At 34.1% G+C, this 21,736-nt stretch carries 21 protein-coding genes and 5 pseudogenes; 6 read left to right on the top strand and 20 right to left on the bottom strand.

Features of this window, described 5'->3' with window-relative positions; genetic code table 11:
* Window positions 1–3 precede the first annotated feature (3 nt).
* From AC1Q8N_RS15025 to AC1Q8N_RS15000, 6 genes and pseudogenes are all read right to left on the bottom strand, one after another.
* A pseudogene (locus AC1Q8N_RS15025) lies at window positions 4–783 on the bottom strand (MCP four helix bundle domain-containing protein); the annotation flags it as partial.
* Between the two features lie 136 nt (window positions 784–919).
* A complete protein-coding gene (locus AC1Q8N_RS15020; protein WP_141519984.1) occupies window positions 920–2,188 on the bottom strand; it encodes a M48 family metallopeptidase in 1,269 nt (422 codons plus the stop codon).
* Window positions 2,189–2,322: 134 nt separating this feature from the next.
* Entirely contained in the window at window positions 2,323–2,511 is a 189-nt protein-coding gene (locus AC1Q8N_RS15015) for a hypothetical protein (protein ID WP_098077664.1), read from the bottom strand.
* Between the two features lie 11 nt (window positions 2,512–2,522).
* Window positions 2,523–2,822 carry a DUF2101 family protein gene (locus AC1Q8N_RS15010; RefSeq protein WP_048545250.1) on the bottom strand — a complete coding sequence of 100 codons (300 nt, stop codon included), beginning with the start codon at window positions 2,820–2,822 and terminating at the stop codon, window positions 2,523–2,525.
* A gap of 25 nt (window positions 2,823–2,847) precedes the next feature.
* Window positions 2,848–3,210 carry a hypothetical protein gene (locus tag AC1Q8N_RS15005; RefSeq protein WP_141497524.1) on the bottom strand — a complete coding sequence of 121 codons (363 nt, stop codon included), beginning with the start codon at window positions 3,208–3,210 and terminating at the stop codon, window positions 2,848–2,850.
* Window position 3,211: 1 nt separating this feature from the next.
* Entirely contained in the window at window positions 3,212–4,066 is an 855-nt protein-coding gene (locus AC1Q8N_RS15000; protein ID WP_098049084.1) for a CPBP family intramembrane glutamic endopeptidase, read from the bottom strand.
* A 135-nt stretch (window positions 4,067–4,201) separates the two neighbouring features.
* Between AC1Q8N_RS15000 and AC1Q8N_RS14995 the strand changes: the two genes are divergently transcribed.
* Both AC1Q8N_RS14995 and AC1Q8N_RS14990 read left to right on the top strand, forming a co-directional pair.
* Window positions 4,202–4,906: a response regulator transcription factor gene (locus tag AC1Q8N_RS14995; protein ID WP_048545258.1), complete on the top strand. Its 705-nt coding sequence runs from the start codon at window positions 4,202–4,204 to the stop codon at window positions 4,904–4,906.
* Between the two features lie 9 nt (window positions 4,907–4,915).
* Entirely contained in the window at window positions 4,916–6,658 is a 1,743-nt protein-coding gene (locus AC1Q8N_RS14990; RefSeq protein ID WP_493521263.1) for a sensor histidine kinase, read from the top strand.
* Window positions 6,659–6,860: 202 nt separating this feature from the next.
* Here the strand turns inward: AC1Q8N_RS14990 and AC1Q8N_RS14985 are convergent, their stop codons facing one another.
* A complete protein-coding gene (locus tag AC1Q8N_RS14985; RefSeq protein WP_098077655.1) occupies window positions 6,861–7,763 on the bottom strand; it encodes an AraC family transcriptional regulator in 903 nt (300 codons plus the stop codon).
* Between the two features lie 340 nt (window positions 7,764–8,103).
* Between AC1Q8N_RS14985 and AC1Q8N_RS14980 the strand changes: the two are divergent.
* Both AC1Q8N_RS14980 and AC1Q8N_RS14975 read left to right on the top strand, forming a co-directional pair.
* A pseudogene (locus AC1Q8N_RS14980) lies at window positions 8,104–8,538 on the top strand (RNA polymerase sigma factor); the annotation flags it as partial.
* Between the two features lie 5 nt (window positions 8,539–8,543).
* Window positions 8,544–9,668 carry an anti-sigma factor gene (locus AC1Q8N_RS14975; protein ID WP_493521262.1) on the top strand — a complete coding sequence of 375 codons (1,125 nt, stop codon included), beginning with the start codon at window positions 8,544–8,546 and terminating at the stop codon, window positions 9,666–9,668.
* Between the two features lie 34 nt (window positions 9,669–9,702).
* On the opposite strand, the gene AC1Q8N_RS14970 is transcribed toward AC1Q8N_RS14975, so the two are convergent.
* Window positions 9,703–10,680 (bottom strand): HD domain-containing protein, encoded by a 978-nt coding sequence (locus AC1Q8N_RS14970; RefSeq protein WP_493521261.1) that lies wholly within the window; start codon window positions 10,678–10,680, stop codon window positions 9,703–9,705.
* A 325-nt stretch (window positions 10,681–11,005) separates the two neighbouring features.
* Here AC1Q8N_RS14970 and AC1Q8N_RS14965 point away from each other — a divergent pair, with 325 nt between their 5' ends.
* Window positions 11,006–11,374: a DUF5412 family protein gene (locus AC1Q8N_RS14965; protein ID WP_098077647.1), complete on the top strand. Its 369-nt coding sequence runs from the start codon at window positions 11,006–11,008 to the stop codon at window positions 11,372–11,374.
* A gap of 33 nt (window positions 11,375–11,407) precedes the next feature.
* Here AC1Q8N_RS14965 and AC1Q8N_RS14960 read toward each other — a convergent pair whose 3' ends face one another.
* Window positions 11,408–12,514, bottom strand: a complete 1,107-nt coding sequence (locus AC1Q8N_RS14960) for a metallophosphoesterase (protein ID WP_098077644.1) — start codon at window positions 12,512–12,514, stop codon at window positions 11,408–11,410.
* 146 nt (window positions 12,515–12,660) lie between these two features.
* Window positions 12,661–13,578 carry an alpha/beta hydrolase gene (locus AC1Q8N_RS14955; protein ID WP_098132608.1) on the bottom strand — a complete coding sequence of 306 codons (918 nt, stop codon included), beginning with the start codon at window positions 13,576–13,578 and terminating at the stop codon, window positions 12,661–12,663.
* A 169-nt stretch (window positions 13,579–13,747) separates the two neighbouring features.
* On the opposite strand from AC1Q8N_RS14955, the gene AC1Q8N_RS14950 reads away from it, so the two are divergent.
* Window positions 13,748–14,293: a TetR/AcrR family transcriptional regulator gene (locus AC1Q8N_RS14950; RefSeq protein WP_071721578.1), complete on the top strand. Its 546-nt coding sequence runs from the start codon at window positions 13,748–13,750 to the stop codon at window positions 14,291–14,293.
* A 54-nt stretch (window positions 14,294–14,347) separates the two neighbouring features.
* Here the strand turns inward: AC1Q8N_RS14950 and AC1Q8N_RS14945 are convergent.
* The 10 genes and pseudogenes from AC1Q8N_RS14945 to AC1Q8N_RS14900 form a co-directional block, all read right to left on the bottom strand.
* Window positions 14,348–15,192, bottom strand: a pseudogene (locus AC1Q8N_RS14945) (YxiH-YxzG fusion protein).
* A 108-nt stretch (window positions 15,193–15,300) separates the two neighbouring features.
* On the bottom strand, window positions 15,301–15,903 hold the full coding sequence (locus tag AC1Q8N_RS14940; protein ID WP_098077635.1) for a hypothetical protein: 603 nt from the start codon (window positions 15,901–15,903) through the stop codon (window positions 15,301–15,303).
* A gap of 106 nt (window positions 15,904–16,009) precedes the next feature.
* The gene (locus AC1Q8N_RS14935) at window positions 16,010–16,534 is read right to left on the bottom strand and encodes a hypothetical protein (RefSeq protein WP_098077632.1); all 525 of its coding nucleotides are present in this window, start codon (window positions 16,532–16,534) and stop codon (window positions 16,010–16,012) included.
* Window positions 16,535–16,660: 126 nt separating this feature from the next.
* A complete protein-coding gene (locus AC1Q8N_RS14930) occupies window positions 16,661–17,272 on the bottom strand; it encodes an Imm26 family immunity protein (protein ID WP_255258483.1) in 612 nt (203 codons plus the stop codon).
* A gap of 370 nt (window positions 17,273–17,642) precedes the next feature.
* Window positions 17,643–18,110 (bottom strand): hypothetical protein, encoded by a 468-nt coding sequence (locus AC1Q8N_RS14925; RefSeq protein WP_098068675.1) that lies wholly within the window; start codon window positions 18,108–18,110, stop codon window positions 17,643–17,645.
* A 4-nt stretch (window positions 18,111–18,114) separates the two neighbouring features.
* Window positions 18,115–19,311, bottom strand: a pseudogene (locus AC1Q8N_RS14920) (RHS repeat domain-containing protein); the annotation flags it as partial.
* Window positions 19,312–19,379: 68 nt separating this feature from the next.
* The gene (locus AC1Q8N_RS14915) at window positions 19,380–19,625 is read right to left on the bottom strand and encodes a hypothetical protein (RefSeq protein WP_000033133.1); all 246 of its coding nucleotides are present in this window, start codon (window positions 19,623–19,625) and stop codon (window positions 19,380–19,382) included.
* Window positions 19,626–19,627: 2 nt separating this feature from the next.
* Window positions 19,628–20,353 (bottom strand): annotated as a pseudogene (locus tag AC1Q8N_RS14910) (RHS repeat-associated core domain-containing protein); the annotation flags it as partial.
* 111 nt (window positions 20,354–20,464) lie between these two features.
* Window positions 20,465–20,782 carry a ribonuclease E inhibitor RraB gene (locus AC1Q8N_RS14905; protein ID WP_141519982.1) on the bottom strand — a complete coding sequence of 106 codons (318 nt, stop codon included), beginning with the start codon at window positions 20,780–20,782 and terminating at the stop codon, window positions 20,465–20,467.
* Between the two features lie 11 nt (window positions 20,783–20,793).
* Window positions 20,794–21,639, bottom strand: a complete 846-nt coding sequence (locus tag AC1Q8N_RS14900; protein WP_098077624.1) for a leucine-rich repeat domain-containing protein — start codon at window positions 21,637–21,639, stop codon at window positions 20,794–20,796.
* Window positions 21,640–21,736 lie beyond the last annotated feature (97 nt).

Here is a 21,736-nt window from a genome sequence, read left to right as displayed (position 1 = left end):
TGCAATCATTTCGTTAAAATCACTTACTAATACACCTAATTCATCCTTAGCATTATACTCACCATGTACAGTTAAATCTCCTTCTTTTGCTCTTTCCATCATACGACTAACCGTTTGTAAAGGAGCAACTATAAGCTTGCTAATAATATAGCTTACTATACATATAATGACTGTAGTAACTACTACAAGAATGATAAAAGTAATAACGGACCGATCTATCATTTTTTGAGAATCTTTAAATACTTGGTCAGCTAAATTTGAAACATACGCTTCTAGATCTACAGCATAACTAGCTAACTCTACTCCCTTCAGTTTTAATTCCTTATGAAATTCGTTTACCATTTGAGATTCATTTGTTACCTTCGCTTTATCAAACAACTTCTTATATGTCTCCATATAACTTGGCAAAGATTCCTTCATCTTCTGAAACAGCTCATCCTCTTGCTTACTTAAATTGAAGCCATCATCATATTCTTTTAATAAAGAATCATATTTTTCAAGATCCTTTTCAATATTACCAATAATCCCCTCTTTATTTGTCCCCTCATTTGGTGACGCTGTAATTAATTCTAGTAAGTTATACTCTAGTGAATTTTGTGTACGAAGCATTCCTTCTAATAAAACTACAGAATGTTGATAATCATCTACTACAACCTCTGTATCGTGCTTAATCTTGTTAATAGAATTAATTGCTACACAGCTCATAATTACCATACCTAAAACTGCTAATGAAATAAGCGATAATAATTTATATTTCACTTTTAAATTTTGTAAAAAATACATTTTTCCACCTTTATTCCTTTATATATAGATTTTTAGAATTTTATAGCTTATTATTTACAAAATCACAATAAAAAGCAATGATAAATATTCCCAATATCAAACTTATATCTCTATAAAGAAAGAAGTAGCATAATCGCTACTTCTTTTTGCTTTGTTTCTCATATTGTTCAAACGTATGAATTCTTTCGAAAATTGGTGGATGTGTGTATAGGAAAAACTTCACTAACGCAGGTGGATTCACTTGGCTTAAACTCGTTTTTGATAAATATTGAAACGTTTTTACACCAGATTTCCCGTCCTTTGTCATGTCTAAAGCATATTGATCTGCCGCTCGTTCTTCTATACGAGAAACATAGTTTGTTGCTGGTTGTGATGCAAAAGATAATAAAGAGGAAATTAAGAAAAACAAAGGTAAAATTGAAAAACATGCTACTTTTGAAATTTGCAGCGTATCTCCCCATTTTCGAATACACATATTTATAATACGGCTAATTAAATACATCCCTATAAACGATAGCAACACATAACTCGCAACGCCCCAATATATATGTTTCATAACATAATGCCCTATTTCATGGGCCATTATAAATAAAATCTCTTTATCTTTTAATTGCTTAAGTGTTGTATCCCACATTACAATACGAGCGTTAGGGCCAATTCCTGTTACATATGCATTTAATGCATTCGTTTTTTCCGACATATTTACTTCATATACATGTTTAGCTGGAATATCAGCTTTTTCTGCTATCGCTAAAATTTTCGTTTCTAATTCTTTATTTTTCAGTGTCGAGAAGTCATTATAAAGCGGATCAATAACGACCGGCTGTATAAATGTTAAAAAGATTGTAAATGGAACAGAGAGTGCCCATCCCGCTAGCCACCATCTCTTCGGGAATTTACGGATAAGCCATAACAGAACAGTAACTACGATTAACATAGTCGCATAACTTTCCCAAAAACCGATAACATGATCTTTTATCCAGCTTTGTGTACTTTGCGTTGAAATGCCGTAATCAACGGACACTTTTCGGCTAATCCATTGCATCGGCAGGGCAAGAACTGTTGTGAGTAGTGATAAATAAAAGAAATAAATCGCAACTTGCAGGACACTTATTTTCGTCGTTTCCTTCGACCATTTCTCAAACTTTTTTGAAACACCGAGCACAAGTACAAATAATAAAATAATCCATTCAAGAGGCGTCGCTAAAAAATATAGTAAATTTTTCACGCGCGAATAATCTTGGCTTAGCGTAAGCTCTCTTGCATTCATAAACGTTTCTGGATCTGCACTCGTTCCTTTATACATGTCCGGAATAAGTTCATGATTCCATCCAAATAAATACCAATATATAAATAACGCAAACCCAACGTACAAAAAAAGTGACCACCCAATAACCTTCCTCACGCTATTCCCTCCTCTATGCTGCCTGTCTATTATTATTGTAAGTTCATACATGCTAAATTAGAACAAGCTTATTACGCGAATTGCTCGCGAGCCTTTTATTTACATAAAAAAACTCTTCTACAAATAGAAGAGTTTTACCTACTTTTAGACACTTTCTTCGGTTCATACTCTGGGATAAGAAATATACTTACAACCCAACATATGAAACCAGCGCCTTTTATATAGCGTATATATTCATAGTCTTGAAAAAATAACGTCGTTACAATAAGCGTAAAAAATCCAATTAAAACTAGTACGTATCCTATTTGCTTCTTAGATAACATAACGTTCCTCCTTAAGGAAGTACATCCACTAATAAACTAAAATCTTGTAAAGAAAAAGAACTATATTTCATAATACCTTGCACAGCTAATAGTAAAATAAGACCGGTCACACACATATAATTAATGCTTTCTTCACTCTTTTTTTCAGCAACTACTCCGCCACTTATACATAATATTCCTAGCAAATGGAGTGCTAAATACATAAAGAAATAAGCTTCCTCCCAGCGAAGAATAACATTGACTGTCGTGATCAGCACAATACTAAGCAAAATCAAATAAAGAAACTTATTTGACGATATTGTTTCATTCATATAATTTTATACATCCCTTTCAAATTTAGAATGAATGATGTTTCAAAGCTATAAAGTAAATGATTGTTTTCATACTATAAAACAAAAGGAAAGCCACTATTACTTTCTCGAATACTTTATGAACCCACATATACTTCTCTTCATTTTTTCTGAAGATGCGCTTCATCATTTCTTCTACAATTAGACCAAATATTAGTAAAACCCCTAACACAATAAGAAGAGAAATAATATTTTCTTTTACATGAGTACTAGAAAATAAGTAATACTCCGGAAACACAATCGTATCTACTACAGGTTGAAACCAATGACAAACGCTTTTATCACACATATCTGTAATAGACGTAGCATCTATAATGTCTTTCAATATTTTTTCAATCGTCTTCTTCATCTCATTTACTCCCCACTACATCTGAAAAGCTCTTTTCCTGCTCTACATATATAGCTGGCATTTCTTTATTCCAATATTTGCGGTTAACAAATAAAAAGATAAGTACTAAGTTTAATCCTGTTATAAAAATAATAAGTCCTGGAAAGAACGTCGTATAATTTGAGAAATCTGCAAAACTCATTATCTCTTCTTTATTTATTAGAAAAGAAAGGCCAATTACAAATGCATTGTTTAACATGTGAATAGCAATTGGCATGAGTAAGCTATTCGTACGAATATATACGATTGATAGTACAACGCTAAATACAACTGCGCCTAGGAAATCAACATGTAACAACGCAAACAACATCGCTACTACAATAATCGCTATACTCGTTCCCCATTTTGCTGCAAAGCGTTGCAGTAAAAATCCACGAAAAACAAATTCACCAATAATTGGCGCAATGAATACGACCATAATAAATTGATATACATATCCCCCTGTACTATCTATAATCGGTTCACGTAACGCGTTCATAATAAATGCCGGTGTAATCCATGCAAAACTATACATGTACAAAATAAGATATCCATAACTAAACACGCATAACATAATCGTAATGTATAAAACTTGAACCAGGTTAAATGTTTCATTTCTATTAATAAATAATGAAAATGAAACACGGTGTTTTCTATATTCAAAAAAGATCCACATAATCGGCAGAATATAGAATATAAGAATATTTATAAAAGTAGAATTTTGCATATGAAATGTATTTTCTATCAATTCATTACTGGCTCTTGCAACTAAAGTTAATAGTGCAAATACAATTAAAAAATATCTAGCTCGCATCGTTTGAAACGGATTCACACTCATCTCCTCCCCTATGTTACTTTTATCATATCATTTGATTCTTAATTTTTTGAGAAAGAAAACCTTAAAATTTCCTTAAAAATTCCATAAGTTACAGAAAGATGATATGATATTCGAGGAAATTAGGAGGGGTTTTTTATGTATGAAGCAAATATTTTGCTCGTTGATGATGAAACAGCAATTTTACAATTACTAACTACCATTCTTGAAAAAGAAGGTTTTTCTCATATTACAACTGCAACATCAGCTGAAATGGCTTTATCTCTTACTCAGCAAAACGATTACGATTTAATTATTTTAGATGTCATGCTTCCTGGACAATCTGGATTTGATATTTGTCCGGTCATTCGCCAAAAAACAGATTGTCCTATCTTCTTCCTCACAGCTAAAACATCTGATTTAGATAAAATATCAGGATTTTCACACGGTGCAGATGATTATATTACGAAGCCATTTAATCCACTTGAAGTAGTAGCTCGTATGAAAGCACAACTCCGAAGACATATGAAACAAGCAGTACCACACGAACAAAAAGCACAATCCAGTTCCTTTGGTAGATTTGAAATTGATCGATATTCCGCAGAGCTTACAGTAAATGGACATGTTGTCGAATGTTCCGCCCAGCTATTTCAGCTATTACTCTTCTTTTGCGAGAATCCGAATTACGTATTTTCGAAAGAAGAAATATACGAGAAAGTTTGGGGAGCACCTGCCTATAATGGCGATGATAATACCGTTATGGTCCACATTCGAAAACTACGTGAAAAAATTGAACAAGACCCAAGTAAACCAGAATATATAAAAACCGTTCGCGGGCTTGGCTATAAGTTCATTACAAAGTAGGGTGACGATATGAACTTTAATAAACGACTTATTATCCAGTTTATCATGCAACACGTATTTGTTTTAGTTACATTACTGATTGCTGTAGTAGCGGCTTTCACGTATTTAATTTTTCTTGTTACGAGTACTTCATACGAACCGAACATTCCAGATGCTGAAAATTTTATGATTGCAAGATACATTTCTTCAGAAGATGGCGATATTTCGTTAAAAGCTGAAGTAAAAGACTTAATTAAAGAGAAAAATGATTGGATTCAAGTTGTGGAGGAAAACGGCAAAGTTCTCTATCACTTTAATACGCCTAGTGACGTGCCAACATCTTATACGAAATCATCATTATTCTCGTATATACAGAATCATATAGAAAGTCCTTATACATTTACATATTGGGAAATTGAATTAGAAGAAAAGAACGTACTTGTTATTTACGGCGGTATGTTAAAAAGCAATGTATTACTGAAAACGATCCAGAAAGAGCATCCTTCTGTATCTACAGATTCATTCGCATTAACAGAAGAAGAAAAACAGTTACTTTCTAAAGAAAAGGCTACTCTTCAAATCTTTAATAGTGGCGGCGAAGAAGTATTCTCCTATCCAGATGGAAAGAAAAAACCGTTTTCTGTCATACAAGCTGCTCTTAGCGAAAAGGAACCGTGGAATCATAAAGAAAACACGTCTAGCTTTTACGACACAAATAGCAATCATCTTCTCGTTGTAACTGCCAAAAATGAGTACTACTACCCAGATGATGAAATAGACGATGTATTTGCTAAAAAGTTTCTAATCGGATGCGGATTAATCCTTCTTATCGTATTTGTTTATTTAGTCATTCTTTCTATTTGGTACGGTAATAAATTTGGAAAACCGTTATTACATGCGATGCGCTGGCTTAAAAACATAGCTGGCGGAAAGTATGAAGAGCCTGTTAGTAAAAAAGGGAAACCTGTCAGGTTCCGGCGATCTGGTAAAGAAAAATGGTCATTTCGCTTATTTAGTGATGTAACAAATTCACTAGAGCACCTTTCTATTACACTCAAAAAAAATGATGGGATGAGGCAAATATTGCAGCAAACACGTGAGGAATGGATTACTGGGCTTACACATGATTTAAAAACACCACTTAGCTCTATATATGGATACGCATTATTACTAGAATCAAAGCAGTACAACTGGACTGATCGTGACATTCAACAATTCGGCAGCGTTATGAAAGAGAAATCGCAATATATGACGACATTAATTGATGACTTAAGCTTAACGTATCAATTAAAAAATAACAGTCTTCCTGCGCAGCACGTAAACATTGAAATGAATCAATTCGTCCAAAAAGTATTATTACAATTCATTAATAATCCAACACTTCAAAATCAAAATATTGAATTCGTACCAAGCTCAAATAAAATTCAATATTTCATTGAAGAAAAATGGTTCCAGCGTATTATCGAAAACTTACTCGTAAACGCTGTAAAACATAATAATGAAACGACAAACGTCATCGTAAAACTTTCACAAAACGCTACTTCATTTACACTATCTATTTCAGATAATGGAAAAGGAATGGATGATAAAACGAAAGAGCTTCTATTTGAGCGATATTACAGAGGAACAAATACAGAAGAAAGTAACATCGGAACTGGACTTGGCCTCGCTATTACGAAACAGCTCGTTCATGCTCATAACGGAACAATTTCTATTGACAGCGAACTCAGAAAAGGAACGACGATTACACTTGTGTTCCCGTTTCATTCGTAGAAAAGGCGCTATGTGGCGTCTTTTTTCTTTTCTGGGAGAGTTCAGCGGTAAATGAAATTATATCGGCGATTTTCTGAATATATCAGCGCAACTCAAAATATATCGGCGATTTTCTAGATATATCGACTTACCGACAAAAAACGACAAATATAGCAACCTATATTAAAAAAGCGAACCACTCAGTGGCTCGCTTTTCTTTCTATTACTTCTTCTTCACCGGTATCCAAAGTTCTACTTGAGCGAACTCACTCTTATCTTCGTGGCAACGTTCATCGTATAGTTCAAACTCATTAACGCCACAATGTTCATATCCTGAATGCGGGAACCATTCTGAGAACACTGCATTCCACGTTTGATGAATAGACGATACCATTTCTTCATGAGGAACTTTCGGCGTTGTAAATACAGCATATGTCGCTGCTGGGAAAGTACGCTTCGCAACTTCATTTGGTACATTTTCAAAGCCTGTAACTTCCATGCCGATAATATAAGTGAAGTCGCCTGTTTCTAAATTAAAATCAGTACATAATCCAAGCTCTACCCATTGGTTCGTATCTTTACGATTCGGAATCGTTGTTCCAAGATCTTTCTGTAAATATTCTTGCCAAAATGCTGGGATGTCTTGATGGTTTTTCCCTTCTTTACTTGTCGTCTTCAGTTCATAGCCCGCCATTAAAAATTCTGGTTTATTTACAATACGATATTCCATTTGTATGCCTCCTAAATACGGATTTAATTTTCTTTGTTTTACATTTACGCTGTAATACATCGGCGTTTCAATTTCTTGTTTTCGATATTCACTCGGTGTCATTTGAAATAATTTTTTAAAGGCTCTCGTGAACGTTTCGTGAGATTGAAAGCCATGCTCAAATGCGATATCAATAACTTTTTCATCCGTATGAGAAAGTTGATAAGCTGCCCGGGCTAACCTCCTCTTTCGAACATACTCCATTACTGTATCACCTACTAACGCCTGAAATACACGATGAAAATGCGACTCAGAAAAACCTGCAATGCGTGCTAAATTACGCAGCGTCTGTTTTTCCATTACATCTTCCTCAATATAATCAATTGACCTTTGAATTTGTGTTTCATAGCTTTCCATCTCTGCTCACCCGCCTTATATGTATTATGATAAAAGAGAATCCTATCCAATTCTTGACGTTTTTTACTATATTTTTAAAAACAAATGTAACTGTTTTATATGTATTTCGTTGTTATGTATGAAGGGAGGGAAATGTAGTGAAACGCAAACAATCATTAGAAGACATTTACTCCGAGCATATGCACGACTTATCCCACTTTAATGGGCAGTAAGACCCCCACCTCAAAATGCAGCGAAAGCAAAGAATTTAGGTGGGGGATCAACTGCCCATAAAAGTCCGATTGGTTCAACTAATAATCAGTGGGGGATGAAGAAAACCCCCACTGATTAAAGTTTCACTTTATTTCGCTATCTTCTCTCCCTTACCGGAGATTCCCACTATGCGGAAGATCTCATGCAAGAAACTTTTTACCGAATGCTCGTCCATATTGACTATTATAAAGGAGAAGAAATTAGACCGTGGTTATTTACGATTGCCTACAACGCCTTTATCGATTGGTATCGAAAAGAAAAAAGATATAAAACAACGACAATTGCAGAATTCCATTTACCAAACGTACCAAGTACAGAGCACTCTTATTTCGTAAAACATGAGATTGCTAGTTGGTTAGACAGTTTATCTTCGCTTCCCCTTGAAAGACGAAATGTCCTACTACTACGAGATTACTACGGATTCTCGTATAAGGAAATAGCAGAGATGACTGGTCTCACACTTGCGAAAGTGAAAATTGAATTACACAGGGGACGAAAAGAAACGAAAAGCATAAAGGAGTGATCAGGATGGGTTGTACAGAGTTTAAAAAACTGTGGGAAAAGTACGAAAACGGAACGCTCACGCATGATGAACAAGAGCAGTTAGAAAGTCATATTGAGACTTGTGAAGAGTGTGAAGCGCATTTGGATGAATTGCTTGCGAAAAGTGAGCCGATAAAGAAAAGGTTACCACCACAAAATTTGAAAGTCCCGTTTTGGAGAATAAAGTGGAAACATCGCTTACAGACGCTTGGTTTCATCCTATCCATTTGTATCGTTATATATATAATCGGTGGAATATTATCTGCCTTTTATTTTCAATCTAATAACGATAAAAGGTTAGAAGAAATACGAAGTGTTCCCTCTCTTGCACTTGAAGCAACTATCCCAAATAGCCGCGTTATGGGGGGCGGAACGAATGTAGAAGCCTTTTTCCGTACGAACAGCCACTTTAATGTAGTAAAAACGGTCGGTAAAAAAGAAATACCACTCGGTACATTAGAAACGAGTAGCTTCTTATCATCTGTAAATGTCCTAAATAACTCTTGGATGAATACATTCTATCAGCCAAAGCTCTTCTTTGTTCACCCAAAAACAGAACAGGGTGATTATTTAAAGGAATCTTCAAAAAAGGTATGGGATACACTTGCAAAAGTACATGAAGGGACCGTTGCAGAAATCGCAATTTCTTTTGACAAAGCTTACACTTTAAAGGAGCTAGAACCACTTTTATATAACGTATTTGAAGCACAAGAACTCCCTCCAACTCCTTTATGGTACGCTTTAGATACGGGACAAGAAAAAACAAATGTAGAAGACCACATCCTACATGGCGGAGAAGCTATAGGATTTCCAGAACATATAAGATTCCTAGATAGTGACACAGAGAATCAGAAAACGCCCGAAGATACAGTTATTGAAATGATACGTATTCTTTCTACACATACAGAAACGGTAAGTAAAATAGCTATAATTCCTGAGAAAGAACTAAAATTAGATAAGCGCTATCAGTATGTAAAAGATAACGGCGTTAAAGTATACGGCATGGTCATTACTGGCCCGTCGAAAGAGTTATTAAAATTACAAAACTCACCGAATGTGCGTTATGCGACTCTTGGAGATATTGAGGTTTGGAATTGGTTTGATTATTAATGAGGAAAAGGAGAGCAAAGATATGCTCTCCTTTTTAATCCGAAATCACTTTCACATACATCCCTCTCACCGCTTTTTCATAAGTGACCTCACTCATCTGTCTTATGTTTTCTGATACGACAGACGATAAAACAACTTCACCTTCACGAAGTAACGGCGGATCAATGAGTCGGACTTTATTTTTCTGATACAAATCATAATCGTTTCTATCTTCTTTTACGTTTACATTCGAATGAATTTTTCTTAATAAAGCATGTACTTCTGAATCATTACACTGCTGCAATTTCGAAATAAGCTCATCATCTTCAAGAAGAAAGTCATCTGCATGAATAATCCTTTTATGAAGAGCTAACTTTAGCGTTTTCGCTAACATGTCGTTTCCGTAAATATTCATTGGCTTCATAAAGAAATCAATTACTTCTTTGTAATACGTTTCTGTAAACCATTCTGCCATTTCGACACTTTGAAGAACCATTTTCCCATCTACAGCAATGACATCCTCTAAAAAACTGTGAACTTCTTCTAAAGAAACATACCCATATGTATACATATCTCGTAACGTATAATCCACTCGGTCTGCACATAATTCTGGTGCTGACCTTTCCAGTAACGTCCATTTCGAATCATCTAACAACATGTCTTCATAGTTATAACCATACTTTGAAAGAATCGCTGGAATTTCTGAGTTTTTCACAACAGAACTAAATATCTCTTCATGATAACTTTCATTTCTATTATCAAAAACGTAATCAATCACGTGGGAAAACGAAGTATGTGATACGTCATGCAGTAAACCTGCAATTTGTTCTTCCACTGAACCACCAAGTTTCTTAATTAACAACATAACGCCAACAGAATGATCAAAGCGCGTTACATTCCATTTCTCATTTATTAAGTAGCTTGCGCCATTTTGATGAATACCTTTCAGCCTTTGTACAGGCCTACTTAAAATTAATTCTTCTACTACTTTATCCACTTTAAATTCACCGTATAGTACATCTGATATAAACACTTATAATCCCCCTTTATTTCAGCAGCGTCTTTTAATCGTACCTTTTTTATAAAATCGATATCAATATAAATTATAAATATATTGATATCAAAGTATAAATGTCATTTATACATGTCTGTTATTTCTTTTAATTCATTTGTTTTTATTGAGCGCTCCTTATGTGGAGCCTTTTTTCATTGAAAAATTTGTGGACTTTCATTCCAAATCGTGAACAGGACGCTAGAAATAGAAACGGACATATTCCGGTGAGGAAAAGGAGAACATTGCCAGTTTTATTCCTTTTTGATTTAATACATATATAGCCATTAAGGGAAAGAGGGGAAACATGAAAAAGATTTTCTTCACCATTCTATTCATCATGATTGTATTCATTAGTTTAGGATATTGGAAATTCTTTACTTTATCTGGGCTTTCAGGCGGTGAAAAGATTCAATCCATACACTCACCAGATAAAACATATACTTTGCATATATACAGGCATAATGGCGGCGCAACGACTAGCTTTGCTATAAGAGGAGAGCTTGTAGCAAATAATAAAAAATTTATGAACAAGAAAAATATATACTGGAATTATCGTGAAGAAGATGCAACTGTACAATGGTTAGACGATCATACAGTAATGATTAATAATCATAAATTACATGTAGAGACGGACACGTATGATTTTAGAAAAAATGAAAGAGAAAAGGACTGACATTTATCAGTCAGCCCTTTTCTCTTTATCCCACTATTCAAACGTAACTTCCACCTGCACAATCTCAGATCTACTTCCCAGTCTTAATGGTGGTCCCCAGAATCCGAAACCAGAAGAAACAATCGCGTGGAATGCACCTTTTTGTGCGTATCCCCAGTCTAATTCGTACATTCTTCTCGTTACAATATGATTCGGCGCCATTTGTCCACGGTGCGTGTGGCCGGATAGTAGTAAATCGACGCCAGCCTCCGCTGCTTGTTTCAACTCGAATGGTTGATGATCCATTGCGATAACTGGCATAGATTTATTTACCGTACTCATTAGATTTTCAAAGCTTTGACGATCTCGCTCTGTTTTATCTCTTCTTCCGACGAGGTAAAATTGATCTTCAATTGTAATCACTTCATCTAACAGAATACGAATATCAATCTTATCCATCTCTTGTAAAAATTCAGGAACTGCTCGTCCGTAATATTCGTGGTTTCCTAACACACCATATACGCCTAATGGAGCTTTCATTTGTTTCATAATTGGTCCCATATTTTTTTGAATGAACACACCTGGATGGTCATCGATAATATCACCTGGCAGTAAAATAATATCAGGCTCCATCTCATTTACATGACGGACAAGTCTTTTTAAATGCGAAACGCCAGATAATTTACCGAAATGCATATCTGAAGCCATCGCAATGCGTAAACTTTTACGTCCCTCTACTTTTTTCGGGATGTGCACCTCATATTTTCTTACTACTGGGCTATATGCGTTGAATACTCCATACGCAAAAATAAAGATGAACGCAAGTAACACGGCCGTTCCTGTCCAAATAATTGCCGTCTCTTTCTCCACCCCAAACTGTAGAAGGAAAACTGTAATATCAGCAAGTGGCAATAACATAAGCGCGTATTGTATGACCGCAAACCAAATTGAACCGACTGTTCGTAGAAATGGCAAAAACTTAAACACTTGCACAAGAATATACGCATATGAAATAAAACCGACTACGAAAGCGTAATATCCCCAAGATTCCCAGCCGAACACCGCATGAAGCCAAACCCAACCGTTCCAGCCGATGTAAAACATGAGTAGTGTGTATACAAGTAACATAGTAAATATATTGAAATAACGAAGATTTTTCACAGTCAGCCTCCTTCTTGATTTCTTCTATTATATCTTGTTATGCACGTTTAACGTAAATATTAAGCACAGCAATCTTCACAATAAAAACCTCTAACTGCTAGATGCAAACCTAACAATTAGAGGTGCAATTCAAAACAAAATTATTTTTACAGATTTTCTTTATAGAAACTTGTTAATTTTTCAACTGCAATTTTTACTGGTTCTGGTTGGTCATATAAATCGTAATGACTCGCACCTTCCACAACAAGTAAATCTTTTTTCTCTGAAGCTGCTTTCTTATACAGCTCATGACCATCTTTATAAGAACCGAATGCGCCTTGCTTACTGCCGACAATAATTTGCAGCGGCTGTGTTAATAATGTATCTGCTAAATGGAACGCATCAAAACCAATTACCGATCCCATACTCGTAAAGTTTAACTTATTTGGCGAATTCACACTTTGACCTCGCGGCGTTGTGTAATACTCAACTGCTTCTACAATATCTATATCCGTCATACCTGCTGCCTTTAATTCCTCCTCATTTTTAGGAATCCAGTTTGTAATCATTGCCTCTGCTCCGCGCGCTTCAGAAGTACGTTGTTTACCAATCGCCTCTAACACCCCGATTGGATCCGCTTCACGGTTTAATCGGCCAATATTTGCACCAACAACTGTGCCAACTGCTTTAATGCGGCGCTCTGTCATTGCGGCATTTACCGCATAACCACCGCCTGCACAAACCCCTAACACACCGATGCGTTCTTCATCTACATAAGGAAGAGTAGTTACATAATCTACCGCTGAGCGAATATCTTCAACTCGCACAGCTGGTTCTTCCATATATCTCGGTGCCCCTTCACTTTCACCTTGATACGATGCATCAAACGCAAGCGTTACATAACCTTGTTCTGCTAACTTCTCCGCATACAATCCTGCTGTTTGATCTTTACAACTACTACCTGGATGCACACAAACAATCGCTGCATTTTGTTTCTTTTCCTCAGCACCTACAGGAATATTTAAAATACCTGCAACTTGTAATCCTCTTGCATAAAAATGAACATTTCTTTTCGTAACTGCCATATATAAAACCACCCTTACTTTATTTTTTATTTTACACTTGTGAGAGTTAATACTCACGTGTATATTTATAATAAAGCGAGCAACCACTTGTTTCAATGACCACATTTACGCATTTGGGTGATAATACACACATAACGAAATATGTGTATCAATAACGGAGGAACATCATATGGAGAAAATCGATAGAAGAATTATAAAATCACAAAACGCCATTCAATCCGCATTTATCGAAATGTTAATTGAAGATGGCTTTGATGAAATTACAGTAAAAAACATTACAGAAAAAGCAAACATCGGAAGAAAAACTTTCTACCTACACTACCTAGATAAATACAATTTATTAGACAAAATTGTGGACGACCATTTAAATCAATTAAGAGAAATATGCGATATAAAACAAACAAAAGGCTATATAGAAGGAACTGTCATATGGTTTGAATACTTCAAAGAACACAAACCATTTTTCGCAGCATTATTTAGAAGCAACAGCACATTATCATTTCAGAAAAAGTTCCTAACGTTCATCATGGGGGAACTAGAGAAAAAACTAAACACGAATACGTCAGTAAATAAAAACATCGATAAACATATCGTTTTAAAATTTTTAGGAACAGCTGTCATGGGCATTTTGGAATCTTACGTGTTGGATGAGATTGATAATGATGTTGAGTATGTTGCAACGCAGGTTGGGGAATTGATGAAGAGAAATATATAAAGGTTATGAAAAAGTGCACCCAGATTGTTGGGTGCACTTTTTATATTTATCACCTCACATATTAATTGCATCAATATAATACAGCCTATCGTCCGTCTGAAAGTACATAACAGATTCGCGGCTATAATAAGTACCAAATTGAATCGGTGCTCCAAGTTCATTACGAAGATTTATATGATGCACATGATTATTATTTAAATCATAAACAACCAACTTTTTATCTTGCGTAATGAATACTACTTTATCTTGAGCAACTGCAAAACTTTCCGACCGTATTTCCTTAATTACAGTTATTTCATTCCAAGACATATGAATTTTTTTATCTTTCATTTGAACTAAAGGAAATTCTGAATAATAATAGAGCCAAACGTCTCCATCTATAACGTTCATTGCATAACAATCATCTATAGGCGGAATATCGTACTTATCAACAAATAAATCATAATCATTAAATACTATGTTCCCTTGAGAATCAAAAGCAACTATACCATTTACTCCAATTGGGCACTCTCCGAAAACCCCTTCATCACAATAACTAACCCATATATCTTCATTCACATCAACCTGACAATCTTGAATCCCTTCTCCGGCATAAAACTTACAATATTCACTTCCGTCTGCATTATAAATAACTGCGTTATCACCTTCATAATTAAATATAAGCAACCATCTCTCTCCGATTCGTTGCATAGAACAGATTCAACATCAATATCCACATTTAAATTGAAACTCTTTATATGTAAATTATTTTTATCCAAATAAATTATACAAGGCTGATCCGTATCATTTTGTACGAGTAACATTACATTTTGTTTATAATCCAAACTCATTTTTTTAAACTGATACGCTTCAACAATGTACTTAAAACTTTTTAGCTCTTTACAGACGATATCTTTCATATAGATGAAAATCCTCTCATTGATTCTAAATATAAAAATTGTAAAAAATGCACCCGAAAGTTCGAGTGCATTTTCATTCTCAACGTAAAAACTTCTATAGCTTTTATTTTAATCCATAATCCGTTCTTCCGCATAACAAACAAATACTTGCTTTTCCGAACGTAAAGATACTATATAATACTCATCTTCAAAATGCCCTACTATATACCCCATTTCCCCCGCTAGTTCAATTGTTTCTTTATTAAAATATACTCTTGTCCGATCAAATTTCATATGCTTTATGATACGCTCTAACTCATTTTCGTTTATTTCTTTTTCAGAGAAAAGAAACATGAGGCTCCCCTCCATACATACTGGGGAAATCACATCGAAAATATCAGTTGCAGGATCATAATGATTAATTAAAATTGTGCTCTTCACGGTCGATTTTTTCCAGTTTAGCTCTTTTAATTCTTTTTCCCAAATGTAATTTTGCACCTTTGTTAATGCTTCTTGAACCCCATCACAATTCACTAAAAGATATAAATGAAATTTCGACATCATTGTTTCCATAAATCGTTCCATACCTGTATCAACATCAACTACATATCTATTTATTGTCGATAACAAATTCAAGATGTTATCATTTTCAAAATTATCATGTTCATCTAACACTAGAAAATATCCGTTATTTTCCGTTGCAGGTTTGTGTATTTCAATGTACGTATCCATGTTTTCTCCTTAAAAACAAATTTTTACATTACCATGAAATATATAAAGAGAGAAGAGCTTATACTCACCCTTCTCTCTAACAACTTTATCTTTCATTACTCTGTCTCTATATTTCTAAATTGTTACTAACAATTGTTAATAATGCACCATCATATTGAATAAAAGCACACGCCGATGATGGGACTAATGTGATTTTAGGAACAAAACACTTCCCCATTACATACTCTATAACCCTATTTTGAGTTATTTTTTCAAATTCAATATGAACCTTTTCTCCAAAACAAATTATAGCTAACGTGTTTTCTATACTTACACTATAAAATAAATTGATAATATAAAGTATTTCTTTCGTTCGTATAGATTCAAAAACAAAGAAAATATTATTCTTTCCAAGATCTAAAATCTTATAGAAAATATTTTTAGAATCTACTTCCTCTTTAAAATGTAATACTTCTGATTTCCCTACATGTATAATGAATTGATGAATCCTCTGTTGAAAAATCAAATTCAAATTATCAATATTAAAATCATCGTTACTATTTAAATCCGTTTCATATATGTCAGTAAAATTATCCACCCGATATATATTACTATCTTCAATACACTGAACTCTTTTGAATTCAAAGTTCATCTTATCATTCCCCTACATGTATAAATTCGCCATACAAATTTATTTCGCGATTTTCATAATAAAGATCAATACTCTTAGCTGGAGAAAATACATATTACTTTATAGTACGGACAAAAATTGCTATCCTCATTTATACTCAATTACAAAGTTTCTATTAGCAAGTATCTTTTCTACAAATTCCTGTTTCTCTTCTAATTTATATTCCATGCAGAAATCTACCAAATGAGAAGTAGACCAAGTCACATTTCGAACTGGATTTCTCCTAGTATTTTCATTTATTTCTCCCATTATTTCCATTTCAAAAATAACCTTAAGAGTATAATCGTCAAATACCATTCCATTAAGCATCAAAGCTGTTAAAATGTTAGCATTATCGATATCCTCTTTAGTAGGCACTGTTTTCAAATGCAAATCAAATATAAAACATAAAGGAAACACGTCTTCCATCAATTCAACAATTTGTCCAAAGAAATATGTTTCATTTGGTAAAGGGATAGAAGATACATCCCCAACTTTCCATTTTTGTTTTTTAGGTCGTTTCCAAGATCCTATGAACTGCTCATACTCTCTTTGATTCGTAAATGTAAATTCTTCGTCTATAAGTTCATTCACTAAAATCGCAACTTGTAACAACGTCTTCCCATTAGTTGAATATATTTCTACACAATCGCTCTCTGAATCAAAACGGACTTTACCTTTTATTCCCGCTTCTTTAACTTGATTTCGTATAAAAACCATTGCATCATAATTTGTCTCTAAATCTAAAATCCGGTATAAACATACGAATTTTCCCGACCTGTAACGTATAATTTAATTTATTAAATAATACTGATTCCATTTATTCTCTCCTATAACACTCTAACTGTTTTTCATTTAAACCATTTTCTTCCAATAATAAAACCCTCTTATTGATTCTACACATAAAGGTTGTAAAAAAAATGCACCCCAAAATTCAATTTATATATAAAGAAAGAAGAGCCGGTACCAGCTCTCCTTCCTCCTCGACTGCTTCTACATCGATACGAAGTACCCAGCTCATGAAGATAATAGTTATTATATACATTTCTTTCAATCCAAAAGGATTTCCTTTCAAATTTCACTAACGCTTTTATAATTCATCTTCTACATAAAATTCCGCATTTTGAAAACTGCTTTTAAATCTCTCTATGCTATAGTTATCATCACTTGCAAACATTAAAATTGACGTATCAAAAAAACCAAACTCCATTACTGATCCTGGCAACGTTAAATTGTACTCATCTTTCCAATACTCTCTGTTTTCTGTGATAATTGGAGTTTCTGGAATATTTCCGAGGCATTTTTCATTTCCTTTCTCCACAGCAATCACTACTCCAAATATAAGTAACACTTCATACTCTTTCAAAAAGCTATAAAGATCTTCACCTGAAATATAAAATTTTTCTTGCTCAAATATGGTATCCATCACTTCAGATTCACCTTTAAATACATGCGGCACCATATCTGCAAATATCCAATCATACTTGCTCATATCCTCAAATATAAATGAAAGCATTTCGTTTATATATCCTATCTCTTCTGCTAAATACAATCTCATAGTATCACCATTTCTTTTTTAATGGATACCACGCACTATGTGGTTTTTTCTTTTTCCAATTCCAATAATGTTTATGAGGAACTACAGGGTGTGCTTTAGGATTATCATGATCAGTATAATCTATATCTTTCCATGCTTTCCCTTTATGATCATAATACCGCTTTTGATATAGTTTTCCGCGTTTAATATGATACGTTATACTATTTTTCCTTGCTCCTTGTGTCGGTAAATTTCTTTGATCAAATACTACCTTTCTCTTCGGTGTCCCAATTTTCCCTTTATATTTCACCGTTTGCTTTACAGCACGCTTAGCCAATTGTTTACCAACGAAACGCCCTACATGTGGAGCTACAATTCTTGCTCCATGTATAGCTAATGGAACAAACCATGCTAAATGCCCATCCGGATCCACCATCATCACCGGATTATTATCACCATACGTATACCCGTTCATCGTAATCGGATCATCCTCATCACCCGGATCAGGATCCACCGATAAGAACACACCATGCTCAGGATTATAGTAACGCGCAATCAGATAATACATGCCAATCTCTTTATCATACATGTATCCTGCATATCCAAACGGATTGTCTGCTGCGATACCTTTCGTATCACTCTTTAATACGTTACCCCATGCATCATATTCATACGTTGCTACAACTTCTCTATTTTGATCTGTCATCGCGACTACATCACCACGTGGGTTGTAGTGATAGTATAGCGTTTGACCTTGTGCTTTCATTGCCAAACGGGCGCCATCCATAGAGTATACATATTGGCGCAGTACAGTTCCACTTCCATCTGTTTCATACAATGGGTTAATACTATCTCCATCATAGAAATAACGTGTTACTTTTCCATTTATACTCTTTTCAATACGACGATTATCATCATCATACTTATACGTTGCGAATGCATTGCTTTCACCTTGTTTTGTGATAGCTACAAGTTGGTCATTTTCATTCCATGTATACTTGTACTTTCCGTCTGATGTACGATTGCCATTCGCATCATACGTTAACGATTCGTTTCCGAATTTGACAAGTTGATTTCCTTCATTGAATGTTGCCGCTATAGATTTTGTTTCTTTTCCATTCTCTACAACTTTCACACTTGTACGGTTTCCAAATCCATCATATGTGTATGATTTAGTTGTTCCGTTTGGTAGTGTCTCGTTTAAAATTGAATTCATTGGATTAAGATCCAAAAAGAAAGAAGAGCCAATATTGGCCCTTCCTCCTACAAATTTATTATGCACCTGAACTATTAAGGAAGTAAATCTCCAAATACATCAATCAATTTCTCTAAATCCCTACCAAAATCATTAATATTATCCTGTTCATCAAAGCCTTTTTCAATTAATTCATCTGCTAATATATCTCTCAACTCATGTATAGTTTCAATTTCTAATATACTAAAGTCCCTACAATTTACAATCCACAATAGCTCAGGCTGCTTTTCCTTTAATATCCTTTGCAATACGCCTTGCACATCACTATTAAATTTACTCACGCTTATTTTTTTCCTTTCCGTGTATATTTCGTTCCTCTAGCAAAAGTCGTTACGACTTTTCCCTTCTTATTTAAAACGACTACAGCTTGTTTACTAGTATATTTAATAGTTCCACGATCTTTTTGTATAGCCCTCTTACCTGACTTAACTGTATGTAAGATCGCCTTTGGTGACACCCCTAATCCGTTATTACGACTAATCGCTTGGTTTAGCCCATGTTTTGTATATCCAGTAATTTTACCTGCTACTGCTTTCGTATTCTTGTACTTTAATGGTTGCTTTATTGCACGTTTAGCCAATTGTTTACCAACAAAACGACCTACATGCGGAGCAGCGATTCTCGCCCCGTGTACAGCGACTGGAATAAACCACGCTAAATGACCATCTGGATCAATCATCATCACTGGATTATTATCACCATACGTATACCCATTCTGCGTAACCGGATCATCTTCATCACCCGGATCAGGATCCACCGATAAAAACACACCATGCTCTGGTTGATAGTATCTTGCAATCAGATAATACATGCCAATCTCTTTATCATACATGTATCCCGCATATCCAAATGGATTATCTGCTGCGATACCTTTTGCGTCACTCTTTAATACATTACCCCATGCATCGTATTCATACGTTGCTACAACTTCTCTATTTTGATCTGTCATCGCAACTATATCACCACGAGGGTTGTAGTAGTAGTATAACGTTTGTCCTTTTGATTCCACTACCCAAAATCCATTTATACATAAAGAAAGAAGAGCAGATAATAGCTCTTCTTTCTACAAATATTTCTTTATCCAGTCTAATTTAGCATACTATCATAAATAAACTTATTCTTAGACAAATGTCCCCCAACCATCTGTATATCCACCAAACTCTTCACTTAGGGTACTCAATTCCTTTTGCATCTCTACGATATCCTCATAAATTAAGAACATTTCTTTAGAACAAGTACATGTCCAATCTTCAAATTCTTCATTAAAATCTAATTCACAATTTAAGCCCAATGCTTGTAATCTAACAAGTATTTTTTCTCCATTGTCTTGATCAGGAGTTGCAATAAAGAAATCTACTATGTGTTTTTTATTAAAATCTACACCCTGTTTATATAACATATTTAATACTTGTCCATCTTCATCTTTTGGGAATTTCATTATAATCCCTCCTATATACAATTAAAATCCTTATTTTTATGCGAATAATGTCTCTTATCTGTAAAGCTAACAAATTCGATCTTTTCACAGGCACTAAGGTCACCATCTACAATATTGCTTCCTACAAAAGAAAAATGCTTTAATCTATCCAAAGATTCTATAAAACTTATTGTAGGCATATCCCCACAACTTAAAAGTTTTAGGGTCTCTAAAGACTTTAAATATTGAATAACGGAAAAATCTTCGATATTTTTACAGGATTCAATTTCTAAATCATATAATTTTCTACTTCCGTATTTTAAATATTCTATCGTTTTTAATGTACGTAAATAATTTAATTTTAACGAATTTAGACTCTCGAAATTTTCCACGCCACTAATTGAATCTATTTTAGATTGTGTAATTCTTAATTCCTCTAATTTCCGCAAATTTTTCAATTCATTTAAATCTCTATTTTTAGGGCTGTATTTCCATAAAGAAAGTGATTTTAAATTAACAAGTTCTTGTAAGCCTGTCACCTTTTTATTGCAATACATAGACAAGCTTTCTAAATTTGTTAATTTATTTAACTCTAATTTGTAATTAGACTCAGCTACTGATAAATCCTTAAGATTTTTCAGATCATATATACTCGAAATATCTTTTAAATAGATACTATCTAACGATAGGTGAATGATACTTTTACAATCCTTCAAAAAATTTAAATCTTCCATTTCATAATACATATCATTTATTTGTACTCCAAAAACATTAAATGTATTTATATATTCTATACACTCCTTTAAATTTTTTTGAGATACCAGCACTGTTTCACCATATATGTCTTCCCTTACATAAAAACCATTAATATATTTCATGTATTATTCCTCAATATCATTTTTATTTAATATATTTTTCAAATAAATTAGTAAAATTCATAAAAGCGAGCTGAAACAACCCGCTTTTATAGTTATA

It is taken from the genome of Bacillus sp. GW823-FHT06B01, assembly GCF_058952315.1.
Note: the sequence above shows the minus strand (reverse complement) of the source record. Positions and strands in the feature narration are given on the sequence as shown.